This window comes from Streptomyces violens, from assembly GCF_000717745.1.
GTDB lineage: Bacteria > Actinomycetota > Actinomycetes > Streptomycetales > Streptomycetaceae > Streptomyces > Streptomyces violens.
Window position 1 is genome coordinate 309,612 of record NZ_JOBH01000002.1, and the last position, 20,175, is coordinate 329,786.

Here is a 20,175-nt window from a genome sequence, read left to right on the forward strand (position 1 = left end):
CTACGAATGTGCCCCAGGGGGCGGCGGCTCGGTGGAGCCGTGACGGCGCCGGTGACCCGGCAGGCCCCGGTGCCGCGGCAGGACCCGGTGGCCGTGCAGGGCCCGGTGCCAATGCAGGCGGTGGCCGTGCGGGTGTGCCGCGATCCGGCCGGTCTGCTGGTCGTTCAGGCGGTGGATCAGCAGCGCCCCCAGGACGATCATCGCGAGGATGACGGCGATGGTGATACCGGTGTCCATGGCCGCCTCACCGCCTCTCTGTCACGGGACTGATTTCAGCGTACTCCCGCTGCTCACCGCCACCACCCGGCTCCACCCGGCCTGCTCCGTCCAGCACTCAGGGCCGCTTCACGTCCGTGTGGATGGCCAGTTTGAACTGGGCGTGGGTGATCGGGACGCGGACCTTGGTGTCGCCGCTGCCGCGGGCGGAGATCTTCAGGCCGAGCGGGGTGCCGGGGTGGACGAAGATCTGCCACATGTACGTCTTGTACTGGCCGCCGCCGGTCTTCCAGGTGTCCGTCGTGGCCGTGGAGTCATAGCCGCCGGCGCTGTTCAGCGGGTCGCGGACGAAGCGGGCGCGGTATTCGTTGGGGCGGGAGTCGGCGGACCAGAAGACCATCGCGGAGAGCACGCCCCAGCCCTCGTGGCTGGGCCATATCAGTCCGGAGCGGGCGTCGGGGAAGGCCGAGGGGTCGCCGCCGCCGTTGGCCGGGTCGTGCATGCGCCACGGGTCGTAGCTCTCGTCCGAGGTGCCGTAGGGGAAGCGGACGAGGTGGTAGCCGTCGGAGTCGTAGGAGATCTGCTGCGTACGTGCGCCGTGCCGCTTCGCGTCCCACAGCAGGGAACAAATGGTGACGGACACCTGGGCCTCCTTCGGAAAGCCGACGACGCGCGTTCCGTGCCGCGCGCCGGAGGGTGAACGTAAGGGGCGGGAGGGTCGGGGTCAATGCCGCGGGGCGGTGGACCGGAGCCGACCGCTCTCGTTCGGGTTCGGCACCGGTTCGTTCTGGTAGAGGGCTCGGGTAAGCGGTTTTCTTGCACAGTCGGGCAGTTGGTGCACGACTCGGCGCGGAGCGCGCGCGGTCGTTTACGTTCTGCTGGGCTTGGCGTACGGCACAGTCCGGGCGGTGGTGCGGTCGGGAGGCGGCGGACGATGGCCGGGGAGGCGATGCGGCGCGGCACACTGCCCGTACAGCGACTGCGGGCCGGGGACCACGCGTTCTGCCGGTACACGGAGCGGCCGAGGTGGGACCTGGTGGCCGCGTACGCGTGGTCGGGACTGGCGCGCGGCGAGAAGGTCATCATCTGCCCCGCACCACAGGCCGACCGCGACACGGTGCGGGAACGGCTGGAGGAGCACGGCCCCTCGCTCGACCACGTCTGTGCCCGCGGCCAGTTGGTGTTCGCCAGCATGGGCATGCTGCTCCACCCCGACGACCGCTTCACCCCCACCCGCCAGTGGCGGCGCCTCCAGGAGGAGATCGCCGGCGCGCTCGCGAAGCGTTACGCCGGACTGCGCACGTACATCGACATGCGCTGGGTCGCCGACCTCGGCGCGGACGTGGAGGAGGTGATGGCCCGCGAGAAGAACACGGCGCATCTTTTCGCCGCCCGCTCCTACAGCGAGATCTGCGCGTACGACACGAGCGCCTTCGAGCCCGCGGTGCTCGACGCCATGCACGCGGCCCACCCGCACGACCTGCTCGACGGGCCGGGCGCGCTGCGTGCGCTGCACGCGGCGGGCGCCGTCCGGCTGATCGGGGAGGCCGACATGGCCACCCAGATCGACTGGATCTCCGCGCTGCGCGAGGCGTTCAAGCGCTCGGCGCACGACGGCCATCTGGTCGTGGACCTCTCCCGGCTGCACTTCCTCAGCGTCGGCTGCGCGTCCGACCTGCTGAGCCTGGCCACCGACGCGCACCGGCACGGCCGTATCGAAGTACGCCTGGACCGCGACAAGGCCAGGCTGCTCGTGGGCCTCGGGAGCCGGTACCTCAATCATGTCGTCCTGACCGAGGATTCCTGAAGATTTTCTGCGGGTGGCTTCAACGCGGAGCGTCCGCGCCGCGTACTCCCTGGGACGGTGATCGACTCTCGGCGTTGGAGGAGGACGGGCGCATGCGTGTGCGGTGGGCGGGACTTCCGGGGCGGAGCCGGTAGTGGGCGGGCTGCTCCGGCGCGTGCGCCGCCGCGGGACGGCCGGCGCGCCCGGCGCGAAGCCGCCGGCCGGGGACGCGCCGGTCGAGGAGACGCTGGCCGGGGAGGCGGACGTACGGATCGCCTACCACCGGTACGGCGGCGAGCTGTACGGCTTCGCGCTCAACGCGCTCGGCGACCACCAGCTCGCCGAGGACGTGGTCCAGGAGACCTTCATCCGCGCCTGGCGCGCGGCCGACGGCTTCGACGCGGCCCGCGCGACGCTGCGCACCTGGCTCTTCGCCATCGCCCGCAACGCGGTGGTCGACGCCGTGCGCCGCCGGTCCGTGCGCGACCGCGCCGACCGCCGGGAGCAGCAGGAGCCGGAGCCGGTCCGCACCGATGTCTTCGATCACCTGCTGACCCGCATCGAGCTGGACGAAGCGCTGCTGCGGCTCTCCGACGATCAGCGGCAGGCCGTCGTGGAGGTCTACTTCCTCGGCCGGACCTGCGCGGACCTCGCCGCCGAACTCGGCATCCCGGCGGCCACCATGCGCAGCAGGCTGTATTACGGTGTCCGCGCGCTACGGAGCATCCTGGAGGAGAACGGATGGCTGGCCCCATGAGTGCCCTGTGCCAGGCGGTCCGTTCGCAGGCGACCGAACTCCTGCTGCTGGGCCGCCCGCTGCCGGCCGCCCTGACCCGGCACTTGGCGGGGTGCGAGGAGTGCGCGGCCGAGTGCGAAGGCGTGCGCCGGGTGGTGCGGACGTTCGAGCGCGCGGAGGGTGCGCCGTCGCAACTGCCCGCGCCCGGGCTCCTCCCGCTCCCCTCGGCTGTACCGGTCCCCGCGCCCTCGTCCCGCCCCTGGCCCCGGCGCACGCGCCGGCTCGCCGTCCTGGCGGCCGCCGCCGTACTGGCCGCGATCGCGATCCTGGTACCGGTGGCCGTGCACGACCGGGACAGCGGCCCGGTGGACGTCGTCACGGTGGCCCGCGAGGGGCTGATGATCCCGCACCCGTGGGGCACCGAGGTGCCGGTGTCCCTGTCCGGGCTCACGCCCGGCCGGACGTACCGGATGATGACGGCCGATGCCGACGGGAACCGGGTACCCGCCGGCAGTCTCACCGCGCCGGGTCCCGGTGCCCGTACCCGCATGATGACCGCGATGGCCCGCGACTCCATCAAGTCCCTGCTGGTGGAGGACCAGGACGGCCGGCTGGTCGCCGACCTCCCGGTACGACCACTGCGGTCCAGCGGCCACACGCCGGACGGCACCGCACCCGACGGGACCGCGTCCGGCTGAGCAGAGCCTCCGTCACCGCCCCCAGCGCAGCACCAACGGATCGTGCCGCCGGGCCAGTTCGAGTAGCCCGGCGCGAGTCGCGGGCGGTACCGGGCCGAAGGGCGCGCGGGTGCGCTCGGAGCCGATGATGCCGCCCTCCGCCAGGAGGATCTTCTGCGCGCGCAGCCCGCACTGCCGGTTCTCGTAGTGGATCAGCGGCAGCAGCTCCTCCCAGTCCGCGACCGCGCCGGCCCGGTCTCCCGCGTGGTACTGCCGGACGATCCGGCCGAGCCGGTCGGGCACGGTCGAGCTGGACATCGTGCCGACCGCGCCGGCGTCCAGGTCGGGGATGAGCGTGACGGCCTCCTCGCCGTCGAACGGGCCCTCCAGCCGGTCGCCGACCGCGGCGATGAGGGTGCGGAGCTTGTCGGCGGCGCCCGGCGTCTCGATCTTGGCGTACCGCAGCTGCGGCACCTCCTTGATCAGGTGGACGAGGACGCCGACGGACAGCGGCGTGGTGGACATGGGGGCGTCCTGGACCATCAGCGGGAGGTCCGTGGCGGCGGCCACGGTGGTGAAGTACTCGGTCAGTGCCGCCTCGGGGACCGCCATCGTGGCGCCGAAGAACGGCGGCATCAGCATGATCATGTCGGCGCCCATCGCCTGCGCCTCGCGGCTGCGGCGGGCGGCGACGCGGGCGCTGTAGTGGCTGGTCGTCACGACCGTCGGGACGCGCCCCGCGGTGCGTTCGAGGACGGTACGGCACACCTGGTCGCGTTCCTCGTCCGTCAGCGAGAACTGCTCGGAGTAGTTGGCGAGGACGCACAGCGCGTCGGCGCCGCCGTCGATGAGGTAGTCGACGACCCGGGCCAGCCCGGCGAGGTCCAGCTCCTCCTCGTCGTCGAAGACCGTCGGGACGACGGGGATCACACCGCTCAGGGGCGTCGTCAGCATGGGAGCCTCTCTGATCGCGTTCGGTTCGAAATACCGAACGTTGTCCGACCTGTTGAGCGGGAGCGTAAAGCCGCCTTCTGAGCGGCGTCAATGAGCGGGTGCCCGGGCATACGTGAGAGCGCGTCAGAACATCCGACCCGCCGGCCGCTCCCGCCCACGTATCGAGGTGCTCATGGTCCCGCCCGCAGCCGCCCGTGCCCTCCGCCTTCAGCCCCAGGACGACGTCGCGGTCGCGGCGGCCGACATCCCGGCGGGCACCGCCGTCGACGCGGGCGGGGAGACCGTACTGCTGCGGGACGGCGTGGCGCGCGGGCACAAGATCGCGCTGCGCGCCGTCCGCCGGGGCGCGCCCGTGCTGCGGTACGGCCAGATCATCGGCTTCGCGGCGACGGACATCGCGCCCGGCGACCATGTCCACCTGCACAACCTGGAGTACCGGGAGTTCGAGCGCGCCTACGAGTTCTCCGTGGACGCCCGGCCGGTGGAGCCGCTCCCCGAGTCCGAGCGGGCCACCTTCCAGGGGTACGTGCGCGCCGACGGCTCGGTCGGCACCCGGAACTATCTGGGCATCCTCACCAGCGTCAACTGCTCGGCCACCGCCGCCAAACAGATCGCCGCGCGGCTGCGGTACTCCGGCGTGCTGGACGACTACGACCACATCGACGGCGTCGTGGCGCTCACCCACGGCCAGGGCTGCGGGCTCGCCGCGGACGGCGAGGGCATCGAGGTACTGCGGCGCGTGCTGCGCGGCTATCTGATGCACCCGAACTTCGCCGGCTTCCTGCTCCTCGGGCTGGGCTGCGAGGACAACCAGATCGCGGCGCTGACCGACGGACTGCCGCTCCGTGCGGACCTGTCGGTCTCCGCGAGCACGATCCAGGAGCTCGGCGGTACGAAGAAGACCGTGGCGGCCGGTGTCGAGCGGCTGACCGCCATGCTGCCGGCCGCCGACCGCGCCCGCCGGACGACCGTGCCCGCGAGCGAGCTGATCCTCGGCACCAACTGCGGCGGCTCCGACTCGTATTCCGGCATCACCGCCAACCCCGCGCTCGGCAACGCGGTCGACCGGCTGGTCCGGCACGGCGGCACCGGCGTCGTCGGCGAGACCCCGGAGATCTACGGCACGGAGCACCTGCTCGTGCGCCGCGCCGCCACCAAGGAGGTCGGCGAGAAGCTGCTGGAGCGGATCGCGTGGTGGCGCGAGTACACCGCGAAGAACGGCGGGTCGATGGACAACAACCCCTCCCCCGGCAACAAGGCGGGCGGCCTCACCACCATCCTGGAGAAGTCGCTCGGCGCGGTCGCCAAGGGCGGCACGACGGCCCTCGCCGACGTCGTCGACTACGCGGCGCCCGTCACCGGCAAGGGCTTCGTCTTCATGGACACCCCCGGCTACGACCCGGTCTCGGTGACCGGCATCGTCGCGGGCGGCGCGAACATGGTGTGCTTCACGACCGGACGCGGCTCGGCCTTCGGATGCGCGCCCGTACCGAGCCTGAAACTCGCCACCAATACCCCGCTGTTCGAGCACATGGCCGATGACATGGACATCAACACCGGCGGCATCATCGACGGCACCAGCACCGTCGAGGAAACGGGGCAGGTCATTTTTGAACGCGTCCTCGCGGTTGCCTCGGGCGAGCCCACGAAGAGCGAATCAATGGAATACGGCGAGGAGGAATTCGTGCCGTGGCATATCGGCACGGTGATGTGAGTGACACGGTCATGCGAGTGAGGTGACCGGAGAAATACGGGCGCGGACGAGGCGTATCAGGATGTGAGACACCGGGGCGTCGCGTTGCGGTGAGCTGCGCGGCTGTCCGACACTCCCTGCTCGGGAACACCACCCTTTGTTCCCGGTAACCCTGAGAGTTCGGATAACCACCGTGAGTCTGCTACGAAAGAAACCCCTGGAACGCGCGCTGAAGGAGGCCCGCGGAGAAGGCGAACAGCGCCTTCGCCGTGATCTTTCCGCGCTGGATCTCACGATCCTCGGGGTGGGTGTCATTCTCGGCACCGGAATCTTCGTACTGACCGGCACGGTGGCCCGGAACATGGCGGGCCCGGCCGTGGCGCTTTCCTTTGTCGTCGCCGCCGCGGTCTGCGCCTGCGCCGCACTGTGTTACGCGGAATTCGCGTCCTCGGTGCCGGTCGCCGGCTCCGCTTACTCGTACTCCTACACCTCGCTCGGCGAGCTGCCCGCCTGGATCATCGGCTGGGCGCTGAGCCTGGAGCTGACGCTGGCCACCTCGGTGGTCGCGGTCGGCTGGTCCGGCTATCTGAACTCGATGCTCAACGGCATCGGCGTGCACCTGCCGGCCGCGCTGAGCGGCGGCGACGGCTCGGTGATGAACCTGCCGGCCGCGCTGCTCATCCTCGTGCTGACCGGCGTACTGATCGCGGGCGGCAAGCTGTCCAAGGGCGTCACCAACGTGCTCGTCGCGATCAAGCTGGCCATCGTGCTGCTGGTGATCATCGCGGGCGCGTTCCTCATCGACACCGCGAACTACCACCCCTTCGTGCCCGACGCCGCGCCGACCGGCAAGGTCGCCGGGCTGCAGGCCCCGCTGCTGCAGGTGCTCACCGGCATCACCCCGACCGCGTTCGGCGTGGCCGGCATCCTGAGCGCCGCCGCGATGGTCTTCTTCGCGTACATCGGCTTCGACATGGTCGCGACGACCGCCGAGGAGACCCGTAAGCCGCAGCGCGACCTGCCGATCGGCATCATCGCCTCGCTGATCATCGTCACCGTGCTGTACGTCGCGGTGTGCCTGGTGGTCACCGGCATGCAGCACTACTCCGAGCTGTCGGTGCAGGCGCCGCTCGCGGACGCCTTCACGGCCAAGGGGCACCCGGCCTTCGCCACGGTCATCAGCGTGGGCGCGGTGGTCGGCCTGACCGCCGTGAGCCTGATCTGCTTCCGCTCCCAGAGCCGGGTCGTCTTCGCGATGGCCCGCGACGGGCTGCTGCCGAAGGCGCTGTGCAAGGTGGACCCCAAGCACGGCACGCCGAAGATCAACCTGTGGGTGCTGGGCGTCATCATGGCGTGCCTGGCCGCGTTCCTGAAGTTCGACCTGCTCGCCGAGATGGTCAACATCGGCACGCTGTTCGCGTTCGCCGCGGTCTCCGCGAGCGTGCTCATCCTGCGGCGCACGGCCCCCGACCTGCCCCGCGCGTTCCGTACGCCCTGGGTGCCCGTCATCCCCCTGATCTCGCTGCTCTGCTGCCTCTACCTGATGCTCAACCTCCAGGTCGTCACCTGGATCGGCTTCCTGGTCTGGCTCGCGGCCGGCCTCGCGCTGTACTTCGGATACGGCCGGCGGCACAGCGTGCTGGGCAAGCGCACCGAGGAAACTCCGGCGGCGAAGACCGAAGCGGGCTAACCTCACGCCGGGGCCGCGGCAGGACGCGGCCCCGGGGAGGGGACCACACGTGACCAGCGAACAGTCGGCGACCAACGAGCAGTCGGCGACCACCGGACAGCCGGCGATCAAGGACGACCGGGTGATACCGCCGCTGCGGGGCGGGGAACGGGAGACGCTCCGCGCCTTCCTCGACTTCCACCGCGCCACGTTCGCGATGAAGTGCGCGGGCGTGACCGACGAGGAGCTGCACCGCCGCTCCATGCCGCCGTCCACGCTGACCCTGCTCGGCCTGGCACGGCACATGGCGGAGGTGGAGCGCACCTGGTTCCGCCGGGTCATCGACGCCGAGGACGTCCCCTTCCTCTGGTCGCCCGAGCGGGACGTCCAGGCCGCGTTCGACGCGAGCGGCGCCACCCCGTCCGAGGCGTTCGCGGCCTGGGAGGCCGAGGTCGGCCACGCCCAGCGCATCGAAGCGGCGGCGCCCTCGCTCGACGTGACCGGCCACTTCGCGCGCTGGGACAAGGACGTCTCGCTCCGCTTCGTCATGCTGCACGTCATCCACGAGTACGCCCGCCACAACGGCCACGCCGACTTCCTGCGCGAGGGGATCGACGGGGCGGTGGGCTTCTGACGGCCGACGGCTATCCGGCCTCGGCGGTCACCTCGCGTACGAGGTCCAGGGCGCGGCCGAGGGTGGTCAGCCGGGCGTCGAGGGTGTCGCCCGCGGGGTACAGCCGTACGGTGTCGACGCCCGCGGACTGCCAGACCCGCAGCCGGGCGCGGACCATGTCCACCGTCCCGATGAGCGTCGTGCCGAGCACCATCTCGTCGGTGACCAGCCCGGCGGCGCCGTCCCGGTCCCCGGCCTGCCAGCGCTCCCGCACCTCGGCCGCGACCTCGGCCCAGCCCTGGCGGCTGTACGCGCGGTTGTAGAAGTTCGTGCTCGCCGAGCCCATGCCGCCGAGGCTGAAGGCCAGCTCCTTCTTCCGCCCGGCCACCATCGCGCGCAGCGCGTCCTCGTCCTCGGCGAACGCCACCTCGGCGCCCTGGCAGACGTCGAACCCCGCCCGGGTACGCCCCGCGGCGGCCAGCCCCGCGTCCAGGTGGTCGAAGTACGCCTCCTTGGCCCCCTCGGGCACGAAGGACGTGCCCAGCCAGCCGTCGGCGACCTCGCCGGTCAGCCGGAGCATCTTCGGCGAGAGGGTGGCCAGGTAGACCGGGATGTCGTGCTCGGCACGCATCGAGAGCCGCATCGGCTTGGCCTCGCCGCCCGGCAGCGGGATCGTGAACTCCCGCCCGGAGTAAGCGATCTTCTCGCCGGCCGCGGCCTGCCGCACGATCTCGACGGTCTCCCGCATGCGGGTGAGCGGCCGGGCGAACGGCACGCCGTGCAGCCCCTCGATCACCTGCGGCCCGGACGGACCGAGCCCGAGCAGGAAGCGGCCTCCGGAGATCTGCGCCAGGGTGATCGCCGCGCGGGCGATGGCCATCGGCGTACGGGTGCCGAGCTGGATGATGCCCGAGCCGAGCAGCATGCGCTCGGTGCGCGCGGCGAGGTATCCCAGCGGGGACGGCGCCTCGGAGCCCCACGCCTCGGCCACCCAGCAGATGTCCACGCCCAGCTTCTCGGCCTCGGTGACGTAATCCACCAGCTCCGGCCACGGGCCGCCGGACGCCTCGATCGTCGTCGCGGTACGCATCAGGCGCCCGCCTTCCGGGAGCCGCTCAGCTCGGCCCGTTCCTTGAGCGCGCCGAGCGTGGCCGTGATGTTCCGCTCGAACTCCCGCAGCCGTACGTGGACGATCTTCTGCTCCTTCTCCGGCATGCGGTCGATGGCCAGCGAGAGCCCTGACCGGCCGGGGCCCAGCCGGACCCACTGCCGCAGCCGGGTGCCACCGTCCTCGGGGGCGAGGGTGAACCGCCAGGTGGCGTTGGGGTGTTCGGGGTCTTCGACGGCCCAGGCGAAGGCACGCGGCGGGTCGCACTCCACGACGTACGAAGTGGTCTGCCACTCCCCCAGCGCCTCATGGGCGCTGTGGCCCACGAAGCGGGCGCCGAGGGCCGGCCCCGACGCGCCGTCCAGCCACTGCGCCGACCGCAGCTCGGCGCTCAGCTCCGGCATCAGCTCGACGTCGGACACCAGCTCCCACACCCGCTCCGGCGGGGCGCCGACCCAGGTGTCCACCTCGACCGTCGGCCCGTCCGCGTACCGCGCGCCCGTCCACTCCATGCCTGGCAAGCCTCCTCAGCACTACCCCTTGGCGGGGCTCTGACCTCCAAAGTTGCGTAGTTGGACTCACCTGTCAAGGGTAAGCACCGCCAATGCGGCGTGGTGCCTCAGTGGTGGCTCAGTGGCCGAACCGCTCCCGTACGTCCGGCCGTTCGGCCAGCTTCGGCGGATAGCCGGGGCCCGGCCGGGCGTGGGTGTTCTCCGCCGTCATCGGCTCGCCGCAGTCGGCGCAGACCACCTCGGCGTGGCTGTCGTGCCCGCACGCGTCGTGCCGGAAGACGATCGGCGGCCCCTGCTCACCGGCCAGCCAGCGGTCGCCCCACCGGTTCATGGCCAGCAGCACGGTGTAGAAGTCGCGGCCCTTCTCGGTGAGGACGTAGTCGTACCGCACGGGCTCGGTCTGGTACGGCCGCTTCTCCAGCAGCCCCTCGTCCACCAGCCGGCGCAGCCGGTCCGTCAGGGTGTTGCGGGCGATCCCCAGCGACTCCTGGAACGCGTCGAACCGCCGGATCCCGTAGAACGCCTCGCGCAGCACGAGCGGCGTCCACCAGTCGCCCAGCAGGTCCATCGTGCGGGCGATCGAGCAGGGCCAGTGGGCAAAGGATGTCCGCCTCATGCCGCCAGGATACGGACCGTCTCGTGAGAAGACCCAGCAGGCGAACGCCGTACGGAAGCCGCCCGGCGGGTGCGCTACGCCCGGCCGGGCACGCGGCGCGGCCGCCGCGGGGCGGGCGCGAGCAGCCCCGCCAGCGAGAGGGCGCCCCAACCGACCGACACCGCGACGGCCATCCGGCGCGCGGACCGGTCCGGGAGCGTGGCGCCGAGCAGGGCCGCGTCCCCGAAGTCGGCGGCGATCCGGACCAGCGCGGCCGTCCGCAGCGCCGGGCCCTCGGGCGCGAGGACCAACGCGGCGCCGCTCGCCGCGTCGCGCCAGGCCAGTGGCCGCAGCGAGACGCGGGTCGCCTCGGCCACCCGGCCGCCCGCGTCCGCCAGTCCCGAGGGTCGGGCGAGCAGCTCCGGCCGGGCCGTCACCGCCAGGCCGTACACGGCGGTCGCCGCGCCCACCATCCGTAGCAGCCCTGTCCGCATCGCTCGCCCCGCAGTCCGTCGACGGCCGTGTGCCGCCGCCATTCTCCCGCTGCGGGCGGCGCTGCGTCCGAGGTTAGGCCGACCGGTCCGTGAACCGCTTCCGGAGTTCACGCTTCAGCACCTTGTGGCTCGGGCCGAGCGGGTAGGCGTCGACGAACTCGACGCGGCGCGGGTACTTGTACTTGGCCAGCCGCTCCTTGGACCAGTCGATGATCTCCTCGGCGGTGGGCGCCGCGTCCGCGTGCTTGTCGCGGATGAGCACGGCGCAGACCTCCTCGCCGTGCGTGGGGTGCGGCAGGCCGATGACCGCGGCCTCCGCGATGCCGGGGTGGCGCAGCAGCGCCTCCTCGACCTCGCGCGGGTAGACGTTGAAGCCGCCCCGGATGATCAGGTCCTTCTTGCGGTCGACGATGCTGAGGAACCCCTCGGCGTCCTTCGTGCCGATGTCGCCGGTGCGGAACCATCCATCGACCAGCGCTGCCGCGGTCTCCTCGGGGCGGCCGAGGTAGCCGGCGAAGACGTTGTGGCCGCGCACGACGACCTCGCCCAGCTCGCCGGCGGGCAGCAGGTCGATGCGGTCGGCGGGCTCGGGCGCGGCGATCTCCACGTCCACGCCCCAGATCGCGTGGCCGACGGTGCCCGCGCGGGTGCCGAAGACCGGCTGGTTGACGGCCGCGGTCGGGGAGGTCTCGGAGAGTCCGTACCCCTCGTACACCGCCGTGTCGAAGACCTCGGTGAACTTCTCCAGCACCGGTACCGGGAGCGAGGCGCCGCCCGAGACGCACCGCCGCAGCTTGGGTAGTTCAGCGGCCGTGCCCGCGGCCTCCAGCAGCCGTACGTACATGGTCGGCACGCCCTGGAAGGTGTTGACGCCCTCGCGCACCATCAGCTCCAGGGCCGCGGCGGCGTCGAAGCGCGGCTGCAGGACGAGCGTCGCGCCGCGCCGCCAGGAGGAGTTCATGCTCGCCGTCTGCCCGAAGGTGTGGTACAGCGGCAGCGCGCCCAAGGTGATGTCGTCAGGCCGCACCTCGTGGGAGTCGAAGGCGTTGGTGGTCGCGTTCATGACCAGGCTGAGGTGGGTGAGCACGGCGCCCTTCGGGACGCCCGTGGTGCCGCTGGTGTAGAAGACCACGGCCGGGTCCTCGGCCTCGCGGGTGACGTACGTCGGCAGCGGCTCCACGGTCTCCGCCAGGTCCTCCAGCCGGCCGTCCGCACCCGGCACCCGTACCTCGGGCCCGATGGTGACCATCCGCGCGTCCGTGGCGGCCGCGGCCTCGCCGCCGGTCGCCGCCTGGTCCGCGTGGCAGAGCAGCAGCTTCGCGCCGCTGTCGCGCAGCACGTGCGCCACCTCGCCCGCGGAGAGCAGCAGATGTACGGGGACCACGACGGCGCCCGCGGCGAGGATCGCGTAGTAGGCGCGCGGGAATTCGGCGGTGTTCGGCGCCATCAGAGCGACCTTGTCGCCGGGCCGCACGCCGAGCGCGCCCAGCGCCGCCGCCTGGGTCCTGGCCTGCCGCCACAGCTCCGCGAAGGTGATCCGCCGCTCGCCCTCGACGAGCGCGAGGTGATCGGGACGGCGCCGGGCGGCCTCGGCGAGGATCGTGGCCAGGGACAGGGTGGTCATGTGCGGATGCTCCTGTTCGCCGTGTACGACGCTGTGTACGACGCGCCCGCTACTCATAAACTAGCGGTGCAAGTTTTTCGCACCTTACTCCGCCGTCATGCCGCTGAAAAGAGGTGCTCCGCGACCGTCCGGGCACCCACCGTGTAAGGTCCACGTCCCGCCGACCTGCCGAGGAGATGCGCCGTGGCCCGCCCGCGCCAACCACTGCTCAGCCGCGACCGCATCATGGAAGCGGCCCTGCGGCTCGTCGACGACGAGGGGCTCCAGGCCCTGTCCACGCGGCGGCTCGCGGCCGTCCTCGGCGTCACGGGACCCTCGCTCTACAACCACTTCCGCACCATGGACGAGCTGGTCGACGCGCTCGTGGACCAGGTCGTCGGCCAGGTCGACCTGTCGATGTTCGGCCGCCTGGACTGGCGTACGGCGCTGCGCGACTGGGCCCGCTCCTACCGCGCGGCCCTCGCCGGCCACCCCAACCTCGTCCCGGCCCTCATGCGCCCCTCCGCCCACCGCCCGAACTCCCTGCGGCTGGCCGACGCGGTCTTCGGCGGCCTGGTCGCGGCCGGCTGGCCGCGCGCGCACGCCACGCACATCGGCGCCTCGATGCGGTACTTCATCACCGGCTCGGCCCTCGGCTCGTTCGCCGCCGGCTTCCCCACCGACGCGGACCTCTACGCCGGTACGTACCCCCACCTCGACCAGGCCCATCTGCTGGCCCAGCACCAGCGGTCGGTCGACGAGGGCGCCTTCGAGACCGGCCTGCAGGCGCTGCTGGAGGGGCTGGCAGCCCAGTACGCGCGCGTCGTCGGCACGGCGGAAAATCCCCGGTCCGACGCGTCGCGGTGATGGCATGCTGTGGGGGTGAACGGTCCGGAGATCACCATCAGTTTCGCCCCCGAGCTGCGGGTTCTCGCCGCTGCCGGCCGGCGCGGCGGCCCCACCGCCTTCGTCACCGACGGGTCGTCCACGCTCGGCCACATCGTCGAATCGCTCGGCGTGCCGCTCACCGAGGTGGGCGCACTGCTCGTCGACGGCCGCGCGCAGCCGGTCTCGCACGTGCCCCGGGAGCGGGAGAGCGTCGAGGTGCGGCCGGTCGAGCGGCCGCAGCGGGTGCCGGGCGCACCGCTGCGCTTCCTGCTCGACGTCCATCTCGGCACGCTCGCACGGCGGCTGCGGCTGCTCGGCGTGGACGCGGCGTACGAGAGCGAGGACATCGGCGACCCGGAGCTGGCCGCCCGCTCCGCCGCGCAGCGCCGCGTACTGCTCTCCCGGGACCGCGGGCTGCTGCGCCGCCGTGAGCTGTGGGCCGGCGGCTTCGTCTACAGCGACCGCCCGGAGGAACAACTCCGGGACGTACTGGGCAGGTTCGCGCCCCGGCTGGCCCCGTGGACGCGCTGCACGGCGTGCAACGGCGAGCTGAAGGACGCGGACAAGGAGTCGGTGCGGGAGCAGTTGGAGCACGGCACGCGGCGCACGTACGACGTGTTCGCGCAGTGCACCGCCTGCGGCCGGGTGTACTGGCGCGGGGCGCACCACGCCCAGTTGCAGACGATCGTGGACGAGGCGGTACGGGAGTTCGGGGACGCGGTGGCTTAGGGGCTGCCCGACGAGCCGGGCCCGGCTCGCGATGTCGGAGGGCCGGGTCGGTTCCATGGTCATGGACTCGGCTTCCCTGCATCCAGCGCGCCCTGAAATGCGCGAACATGCGGCAGAAGGCTGCCCTGGGAGTAACCACTGCCTAGAGCTCTGGCTCCCCTGACTTCGCGGACACGACCCTCGACCACGGGCCGCCTCGGGGAGCGCGGCGCGGCATGACCGGTAGCGCTTCCGAGCCGCCGCGTTGCACACGGCTTCGGCTGGTGCCGCGCACTTGCTGCACGCCCTACCGCTTCCGCTTGACTCCGCGGCGAGCCCCCAGCTGGGAAACGCCTGTGCGGGGCAATCATCTCTACTATGGTGCATCGTTGCTGATCAGTGCGAGCGAGGGGGAGCCGAGCCGGTGGAGGTTCGTCTTACGTGTGTAGAGGGTGCAAACGACAAAGAAGCGCGGGGCACTGACCCTGCCGACCATGCGATGTCGCTGTACCGCTGGCTCGTCATGGACCCTGAACTCCGTGGGCGAGCCAAGGTGTCCACCGCACCTGCACAACCAGGCCAAGGGCGCATGGGCGGGCCGCTGGAGGTTGTCAATGTCGTCGTCAGCAACACCATCGCGTTGGGCAGCCTGCTGGTCGCCGTCGCTGCTTGGCGCGGATCACGTTCGAGCCCACCCGAGGTGCGGCTGGAACGAGACGGCGTAACCGTCACCGTCCAGGGCGCCTCGCCAGAGGTCGTCGAACAGATCCTCAAGGCCTGGGACACCGCTGGTCCCGACGACAACCATGACCCGGATCAAGGGAACGTGGAGTAGCCGGTGCCCGGTCTCGCGGACCCGGCCCGCTCAGCAGCAGTCTTGATAGGCGTGCACAAGTACAGGCATCTGGACGACTTACCCGCAGTCGCCTACAACCTGGACGGCCTGCGCGAGGTTTTGACCGACCCCGCAGTGTGGGGTCTGCCCTCCGACCGCTGCACCGTGCTCGCCCAGCCGGAGAGTGCCGAGCAGGTTCTGGACGCGGTGAAAGAAGCCGCAAGCAGATCCTCGGACACATTACTCGTCTATTACGCCGGGCATGGTCTCATCGATCGACGCGACGAACTGTGTCTGGCCCTGCCACAGTCGGACCGCGAAAACGAGTACAAAGCGCTGCCATACGATTCCCTCAGACATGAGGTTCTGCAGGCTGGTGCCCTGCGCACCGTGGTGATCCTGGACTGCTGCTACAGCGGACGCGCACTGGCCGGCTACATGAGCCCGAGTGACCGCCTCGCCGACCACGCGAGGGTGGAGGGCTCCTTTGTGCTCACCGCTTCGAGCGCGACGCGCATGGCGCTGGCCCCACCGGGAGAGACGTACACGGCGTTCACTGGTGAACTGATCACTGCACTGTCTGAGGGCATCCCCGACGCACCGGACCCGATCGACATGATCAGCCTGTACCAACATCTCAAAGGCAACTTGAGGGCGAAGGCCCGGCCCTTGCCGGAGCAACGCAGCCGCGACACGGGAGTATTCATCGCCCTCGCCCGCAACCGCGCTGTCCGATCGTGGACTCCCCGCCCGCCCACACCACTTCCCCCCGGTCCCGCCCCGTCGACCGCAGGCCCTCTCATGAGGCGACAGCCGGCCACCAATCAGCAGCCGCCCTCCTCGCCTTCCCCTGCTGGCCCGGCTCAGGGGCGGGAACCACGACCTCAACATCAACATCCCACCGCCTGCCGCACCGTCGCCGGAGGCCGGCGGCACGGAACGAGTACGCAGCCGGCGGAGGCCACGCGCAACACCATTTCGGGTGGCCGGCAAGGCAGCGTGATCAACGCGCGGGACGTCGTCGGAAACAACGTGCCCGATGAAGCCCGGTTCCGCCGAGCTGCCGAGGCCGGTGACACCGATGCCATGGTCGAGCTCGGGGCCCTGCTGAAGCAGACAGGCCGGAGCAAGGGGGCGGAAGCTTGGCTCCGCCGAGCCGCCGAAGCCGGGAACACCGACGCCATGGCCAACCTCGGGGCATTGCTGAAAGCAACAGGCCGGAACAAGGTGGCCGAAGCCTGGTTCCGCCGAGCCGCCGAAGCCCGGAACACCGACGCCATGGCCAAGCTCCGGGCCATGTGGGCGGGAACAGCCCAGAAGGAAGTGGTGGAAGCCCGGTCCCACCGAGTCGCCGAAGCCGGTGATGCGGATGCCATGTTCCACCTCGGTGTCCGCCTGAACGAGGAGGGCCGGAACAGCGGGGCGGAAGCCTGGTACCGCCGAGCCGCCGAGGCCGGGGACACCGATGCCATGGTCAAGCTCGGGGCCCTCCTGGACGAGGACGGCCGGAGCGCGGTCAACCTCGGCCTCATGCTTGACAAGGCGAAACGGATTGAGGAAGCGGAGGCTTGGTACCGGCAAGCCGCCGAAGCCGGGAACACCCGCGCCATGTTTCACCTCGGTGTCCTGCTGGACGAGGACAACCGGGTCGGGGAGGCGGAGCACTGGTACCGCGGAGCCGCTGAAGCCGGGAGCACCCGCGCCATGTTCAGCCTCGGTGTCCTGCTGGACGATGAAGGCCGGGGCGAGGAGGCCGATTTCTGGTACCGCCAAATCGCCGAAGCAGAGTTCGCCGACGCCGGCCTCGGTGTCCTGCTGGAGGGGATGGACCGGCTCGAGCAGGCCGACGCCTGGTACCGCGAAGTCGCCGAAGCACAAGGCGCCGACACCGACCTCGGAGCTCAACTGAAAAGGGCAGACCGGGCCGAGGAGGCCGAGGCCTGGTACCGCCGAGTCGACGAAGAACCAGACCTCGAAGGACGCGTCGACGTACTCCTGGAAGAGGCGGACAGGAGCGAGGAGACCGAGGCCTGGTGGCGCCGAGCCGCCGAAGCCGGGGACACCGTGGCCATGCGCAACCTCGTCTTCCTGTTGAAGGAGGAGGGCCAGGTCAAGGAGGCCGAAGCCTGGTGCCGCCGAGCTGTCGAAGCCGGCGACACCGTGGCCATGCGCAACCTCGTCTTCCTGTTGAAGGACGCGGGCCGCTTCGAAGAGGCCGAAGCGTGGATTCTCTGCGCCGTGGCGTCGTAGCTACGCCTCTCTTCCTGCGCTGAACTGGCGCGACGTTGCGGTGCCGGCCCGGGGCGCACCGACACGTGCCGCCGCCTCAGCTCAGCAGCGACGGTGTCGCCCGGTCCAGTACGTCCTCGATGCGGTCCCACGCCGCCCGGTCGCGCGGCAGGGCCGGCAGCGGTTCGCCCTCCCCCGTGCCCCAACCGGCCGCGATCCCCACGGGATCGGCGCCGGTCGCCGCGCCCGCGGCCAGCGCGGCGGCGCCGAGCGCGACCAGTTCGGTGTGGTGCGGCACGATAACCGGGCGGCCGGAGAGCCGCCGTACGGTGTCCCGCCAGACCCGGCCCTGCGCACCCCCGCCGGTCAGCCGCAGCGGACGGTCGCGCACCTCGGGTGACGCCGGGTCCAGGCCGCAGGCGCGGAACATCTCGTCCAGCGCGCGGAGCACAGTGAACGCCGCGCCTTCGTAGGCCGCGCCGAGCAGCTGCCGCGGGGTGGTGTCGTGGCGGACGCCGGTGAGCAGCCCGGAGGCGTGCGGCAGGTCGGGGGTGCGTTCGCCGTCGAGGTACGGGAGGAGGACCGCCGCCCCGCCCGGCTCGGCGTCCTCGCGGTCCAGCCCCAGCAGCGCGGCGATCTTGTCGACGGCGAGCGTGCAGTTCAGGGTGCAGCCGAGCGGGAGATACGTACCGTCAGCGGCCGCGAACCCGGCGATACCGGGGGCGGCGGGCCGGGTGCGGCTGGCGGCGAAGACGGTGCCGGAGGTGCCGAGGCTGACCACAGGGTGGTCGAGCAGTCCCGCGCCGCCGAGGCCGAGGCCGACGGCGGCGGCCATGTTGTCGCCGGTGCCCGCGGCCACGGGGATGCCGGCGGGCAGCCCGAGCGCCTCGGCCGCCGCCGGGGTCAGCGCCCCGACGCGGGTGGCGCCGGTCGGCGCGACCTCGGGCAGCAGCCGGGCCTCCATGCCGACGAGATCGAGGAGTTCCGGGTCGTATGCGCCGGTCGCGGTGGCGTACCAGAGCGTGCCCGAGGCGTCGCCGGGGTCGGTCACGGCCGTACCGGCGAGGCGTTCGGTGAGGAAGTCGTGCGGCAGCCGGACGGCGGCTGCGGCGTCGGCGGTGGCCGGTTCGTGCTCCCGCAGCCACTGCCACTTGGTAGCGGTCATGGAGGCGACGGGCTCCGATCCGGTACGGGCGAGCCAGGCTTCCGGGCCGCCGAGCGCCTCGGTGAGAGCCGCGGCCTGCGGCGCCGAGCGGGTGTCGTTCCACAGCAGCGCGGGCCGCAGCGGCCGCCCGGCCGCGTCCAGGACGACGAGGCCGTGCTGCTGGCCCGCGACGGCGATACCGGCCACGGCGGACGGCTCGGCGCCGGACTCCTTCAGCCCGGCGGCGACGGCCTCGCCGAGCGCGCTCCACCACGCCTCCGGGTCGCTCTCCCGGGCCCCGTCGCTGCCGGTGACGGTGTGCGGGGCGCGCCCCTGCCCCCGAATGCGGCCGGTCCCGACGTCGACGACGACGGCCTTGGTGGCCTGGGTCGAGCTGTCCACCCCGATGACCACGCGCTGCTGTCCGCGCACGCTTCCTCCCTCACACATTTCCGGTCGGTCCGCCGTGGGGGCTTCCCCGCGACTGCGCCGCATACTAATTTGTTTTCTGCCTTTACTAATAGGTGCGACGCAAGAGAGGTGCCCCATGAGCTACACCCCCACCCCCGAGGACCGCTTCACCTTCGGCCTGTGGACCGTCGGCTGGACCGGCATCGACCCGTTCGGCGTGGCCACCCGGCCCGCGCTGGACCCGGTGGAGTCCGTCGAGCGGCTGGCGGAGCTCGGCGCGTACGGCATCACCTTCCACGACGACGACCTGATCCCCTTCGGGTCCACGGACGCCGAGCGCGAGGCGATCCTCAAGCGGTTCCGCGCCGCGCTGGACGCCACCGGCATGAAGGTCCCGATGGCGACCACCAACCTCTTCACGCAGCCGGTCTTCAAGGACGGCGGCTTCACCGCCAACGACCGCGACGTGCGCCGCTACGCACTGCGCAAGACCATGCGCAACATCGACCTCGCGGCCGAGCTGGGCGCCGAGACGTATGTGGCGTGGGGCGGCCGGGAGGGCGCGGAGTCCGGCGGCGCCAAGGACGTCCGGCACGCGCTGGACCGCATGAAGGAAGCCTTCGACCTGCTCGCCGAGTACGTCACCGAGCAGGGCTACGGGCTGCGCTTCGCCATCGAGCCCAAGCCCAACGAGCCGCGCGGCGACATCCTGCTGCCCACCGTCGGCCACGCGCTGGCGTTCATCGAGCGGCTGGAGCGCCCCGAACTGTTCGGCGTGAACCCGGAGGTCGGCCATGAGCAGATGGCGGGGCTGAACTTCCCGCACGGCATCGCGCAGGCCCTGTGGGCGGGCAAGCTCTTCCACCTCGACCTCAACGGCCAGAACGGCATCAAGTACGACCAGGACCTGCGCTTCGGCGCGGGCGATCTACGGCAGGCGTTCTGGCTGGTGGACCTGCTGGAGACCGCGGGGTACGCGGGCCCCCGCCACTTCGACTTCAAGCCGGTGCGCACCGACGGATTCGACGGAGTGTGGGAGTCCGCGAAGAACTGCATGCGCAACTACCTGATCCTGCGCGAGCGGGCCGCCGCCTTCCGCGCCGACCCCGAGGTGCAGCAGGCGCTGCGCGACTCCCGGCTGGACGAGCTCGCGCAGCCCACCGCCGCCGACGGCCTCGCCGCGCTGCGGGCCGACCGCACCGCGTACGAGGAGTTCGACGTGGCGGCGGCCGCCGGCCGCTCGATGGCCTTCGAGCGGCTCGACCAGCTCGCGATGGAGCACCTGCTCGCGGTCCGCTGAACGA

Annotated in this window: 20 protein-coding genes; 11 read left to right on the top strand and 9 right to left on the bottom strand. The window is 71.6% G+C overall.

What is annotated here, in order from left to right; genetic code table 11:
• Positions 1-237 (bottom strand): hypothetical protein, encoded by a 237-nt coding sequence (locus tag IF04_RS0104690; RefSeq protein ID WP_051830697.1) that lies wholly within the window; start codon positions 235-237, stop codon positions 1-3.
• Positions 238-334: 97 nt separating this feature from the next.
• Positions 335-859 carry a hypothetical protein gene (locus tag IF04_RS0104695; RefSeq protein WP_030251337.1) on the bottom strand — a complete coding sequence of 175 codons (525 nt, stop codon included), beginning with the start codon at positions 857-859 and terminating at the stop codon, positions 335-337.
• Positions 860-1,150: 291 nt separating this feature from the next.
• On the opposite strand from IF04_RS0104695, the gene IF04_RS0104700 reads away from it, so the two are divergent.
• The 3 genes from IF04_RS0104700 to IF04_RS0104710 all read left to right on the top strand — a co-directional run bounded on the left by IF04_RS0104700 (position 1,151) and on the right by IF04_RS0104710 (position 3,436).
• Positions 1,151-2,023 carry an MEDS domain-containing protein gene (locus IF04_RS0104700; protein ID WP_037958277.1) on the top strand — a complete coding sequence of 291 codons (873 nt, stop codon included), beginning with the start codon at positions 1,151-1,153 and terminating at the stop codon, positions 2,021-2,023.
• 133 nt (positions 2,024-2,156) lie between these two features.
• Complete coding sequence (locus IF04_RS0104705) at positions 2,157-2,759, top strand: sigma-70 family RNA polymerase sigma factor (protein ID WP_245654271.1); 603 nt, start codon at positions 2,157-2,159, stop codon at positions 2,757-2,759.
• A complete protein-coding gene (locus tag IF04_RS0104710; protein ID WP_157847608.1) occupies positions 2,744-3,436 on the top strand; it encodes a hypothetical protein in 693 nt (230 codons plus the stop codon). The genes IF04_RS0104705 and IF04_RS0104710 overlap by 16 nt, the downstream gene beginning before the upstream one ends.
• A 12-nt stretch (positions 3,437-3,448) precedes the next feature.
• On the opposite strand, the gene IF04_RS0104715 is transcribed toward IF04_RS0104710, so the two are convergent.
• A complete protein-coding gene (locus IF04_RS0104715) occupies positions 3,449-4,369 on the bottom strand; it encodes a dihydrodipicolinate synthase family protein (protein ID WP_030251350.1) in 921 nt (306 codons plus the stop codon).
• Between the two features lie 172 nt (positions 4,370-4,541).
• Between IF04_RS0104715 and IF04_RS0104720 the strand changes: the two genes are divergently transcribed.
• The 3 genes from IF04_RS0104720 (at position 4,542) to IF04_RS0104730 (ending at position 8,365) form a co-directional block, all read left to right on the top strand.
• Positions 4,542-6,083: a UxaA family hydrolase gene (locus IF04_RS0104720; RefSeq protein WP_030251352.1), complete on the top strand. Its 1,542-nt coding sequence runs from the start codon at positions 4,542-4,544 to the stop codon at positions 6,081-6,083.
• A 172-nt stretch (positions 6,084-6,255) separates the two neighbouring features.
• Positions 6,256-7,752 (top strand): amino acid permease, encoded by a 1,497-nt coding sequence (locus IF04_RS0104725; RefSeq protein WP_169746109.1) that lies wholly within the window; start codon positions 6,256-6,258, stop codon positions 7,750-7,752.
• A gap of 106 nt (positions 7,753-7,858) precedes the next feature.
• A complete protein-coding gene (locus IF04_RS0104730; RefSeq protein ID WP_030251358.1) occupies positions 7,859-8,365 on the top strand; it encodes a DinB family protein in 507 nt (168 codons plus the stop codon).
• Positions 8,366-8,375: 10 nt separating this feature from the next.
• Here IF04_RS0104730 and IF04_RS0104735 read toward each other — a convergent pair whose 3' ends face one another.
• From IF04_RS0104735 to IF04_RS0104755, 5 genes are all read right to left on the bottom strand, one after another.
• A complete protein-coding gene (locus IF04_RS0104735; protein WP_030251361.1) occupies positions 8,376-9,434 on the bottom strand; it encodes an LLM class flavin-dependent oxidoreductase in 1,059 nt (352 codons plus the stop codon).
• A complete protein-coding gene (locus IF04_RS0104740; protein ID WP_030251364.1) occupies positions 9,434-9,964 on the bottom strand; it encodes an SRPBCC family protein in 531 nt (176 codons plus the stop codon). Before IF04_RS0104740 ends, IF04_RS0104735 begins: the two co-directional genes overlap by 1 nt.
• Before the next feature lie 118 nt (positions 9,965-10,082).
• Positions 10,083-10,580 (bottom strand): winged helix-turn-helix transcriptional regulator, encoded by a 498-nt coding sequence (locus IF04_RS0104745; protein ID WP_030251367.1) that lies wholly within the window; start codon positions 10,578-10,580, stop codon positions 10,083-10,085.
• Between the two features lie 74 nt (positions 10,581-10,654).
• A complete protein-coding gene (locus tag IF04_RS0104750) occupies positions 10,655-11,053 on the bottom strand; it encodes a hypothetical protein (protein WP_030251370.1) in 399 nt (132 codons plus the stop codon).
• A 73-nt stretch (positions 11,054-11,126) separates the two neighbouring features.
• Positions 11,127-12,677: a long-chain-fatty-acid--CoA ligase gene (locus IF04_RS0104755; RefSeq protein WP_030251372.1), complete on the bottom strand. Its 1,551-nt coding sequence runs from the start codon at positions 12,675-12,677 to the stop codon at positions 11,127-11,129.
• Between the two features lie 183 nt (positions 12,678-12,860).
• Between IF04_RS0104755 and IF04_RS0104760 the strand changes: the two genes are divergently transcribed.
• The 4 genes from IF04_RS0104760 to IF04_RS37120 all read left to right on the top strand — a co-directional run bounded on the left by IF04_RS0104760 (position 12,861) and on the right by IF04_RS37120 (position 17,337).
• Positions 12,861-13,523, top strand: a complete 663-nt coding sequence (locus tag IF04_RS0104760; RefSeq protein ID WP_037958279.1) for a TetR/AcrR family transcriptional regulator — start codon at positions 12,861-12,863, stop codon at positions 13,521-13,523.
• A 15-nt stretch (positions 13,524-13,538) separates the two neighbouring features.
• Positions 13,539-14,273, top strand: coding sequence for a Mut7-C RNAse domain-containing protein (locus IF04_RS0104765; RefSeq protein WP_030251380.1), 735 nt, complete (start codon positions 13,539-13,541; stop codon positions 14,271-14,273).
• A gap of 403 nt (positions 14,274-14,676) precedes the next feature.
• Positions 14,677-15,087 (top strand): effector-associated constant component EACC1, encoded by a 411-nt coding sequence (locus IF04_RS0104770; protein ID WP_051830699.1) that lies wholly within the window; start codon positions 14,677-14,679, stop codon positions 15,085-15,087.
• 3 nt (positions 15,088-15,090) lie between these two features.
• The gene (locus IF04_RS37120) at positions 15,091-17,337 is read left to right on the top strand and encodes a caspase, EACC1-associated type (RefSeq protein ID WP_078599855.1); all 2,247 of its coding nucleotides are present in this window, start codon (positions 15,091-15,093) and stop codon (positions 17,335-17,337) included.
• Positions 17,338-17,413: 76 nt separating this feature from the next.
• On the opposite strand, the gene xylB is transcribed toward IF04_RS37120, so the two are convergent.
• Positions 17,414-18,892 (bottom strand): xylulokinase, encoded by a 1,479-nt coding sequence (xylB, locus tag IF04_RS0104785; RefSeq protein ID WP_245654274.1) that lies wholly within the window; start codon positions 18,890-18,892, stop codon positions 17,414-17,416.
• Between the two features lie 115 nt (positions 18,893-19,007).
• On the opposite strand from xylB, the gene xylA reads away from it, so the two are divergent.
• Positions 19,008-20,171, top strand: coding sequence for a xylose isomerase (gene xylA, locus IF04_RS0104790; protein ID WP_030251392.1), 1,164 nt, complete (start codon positions 19,008-19,010; stop codon positions 20,169-20,171).
• The last annotated feature ends 4 nt before the right edge of the window (positions 20,172-20,175 follow it).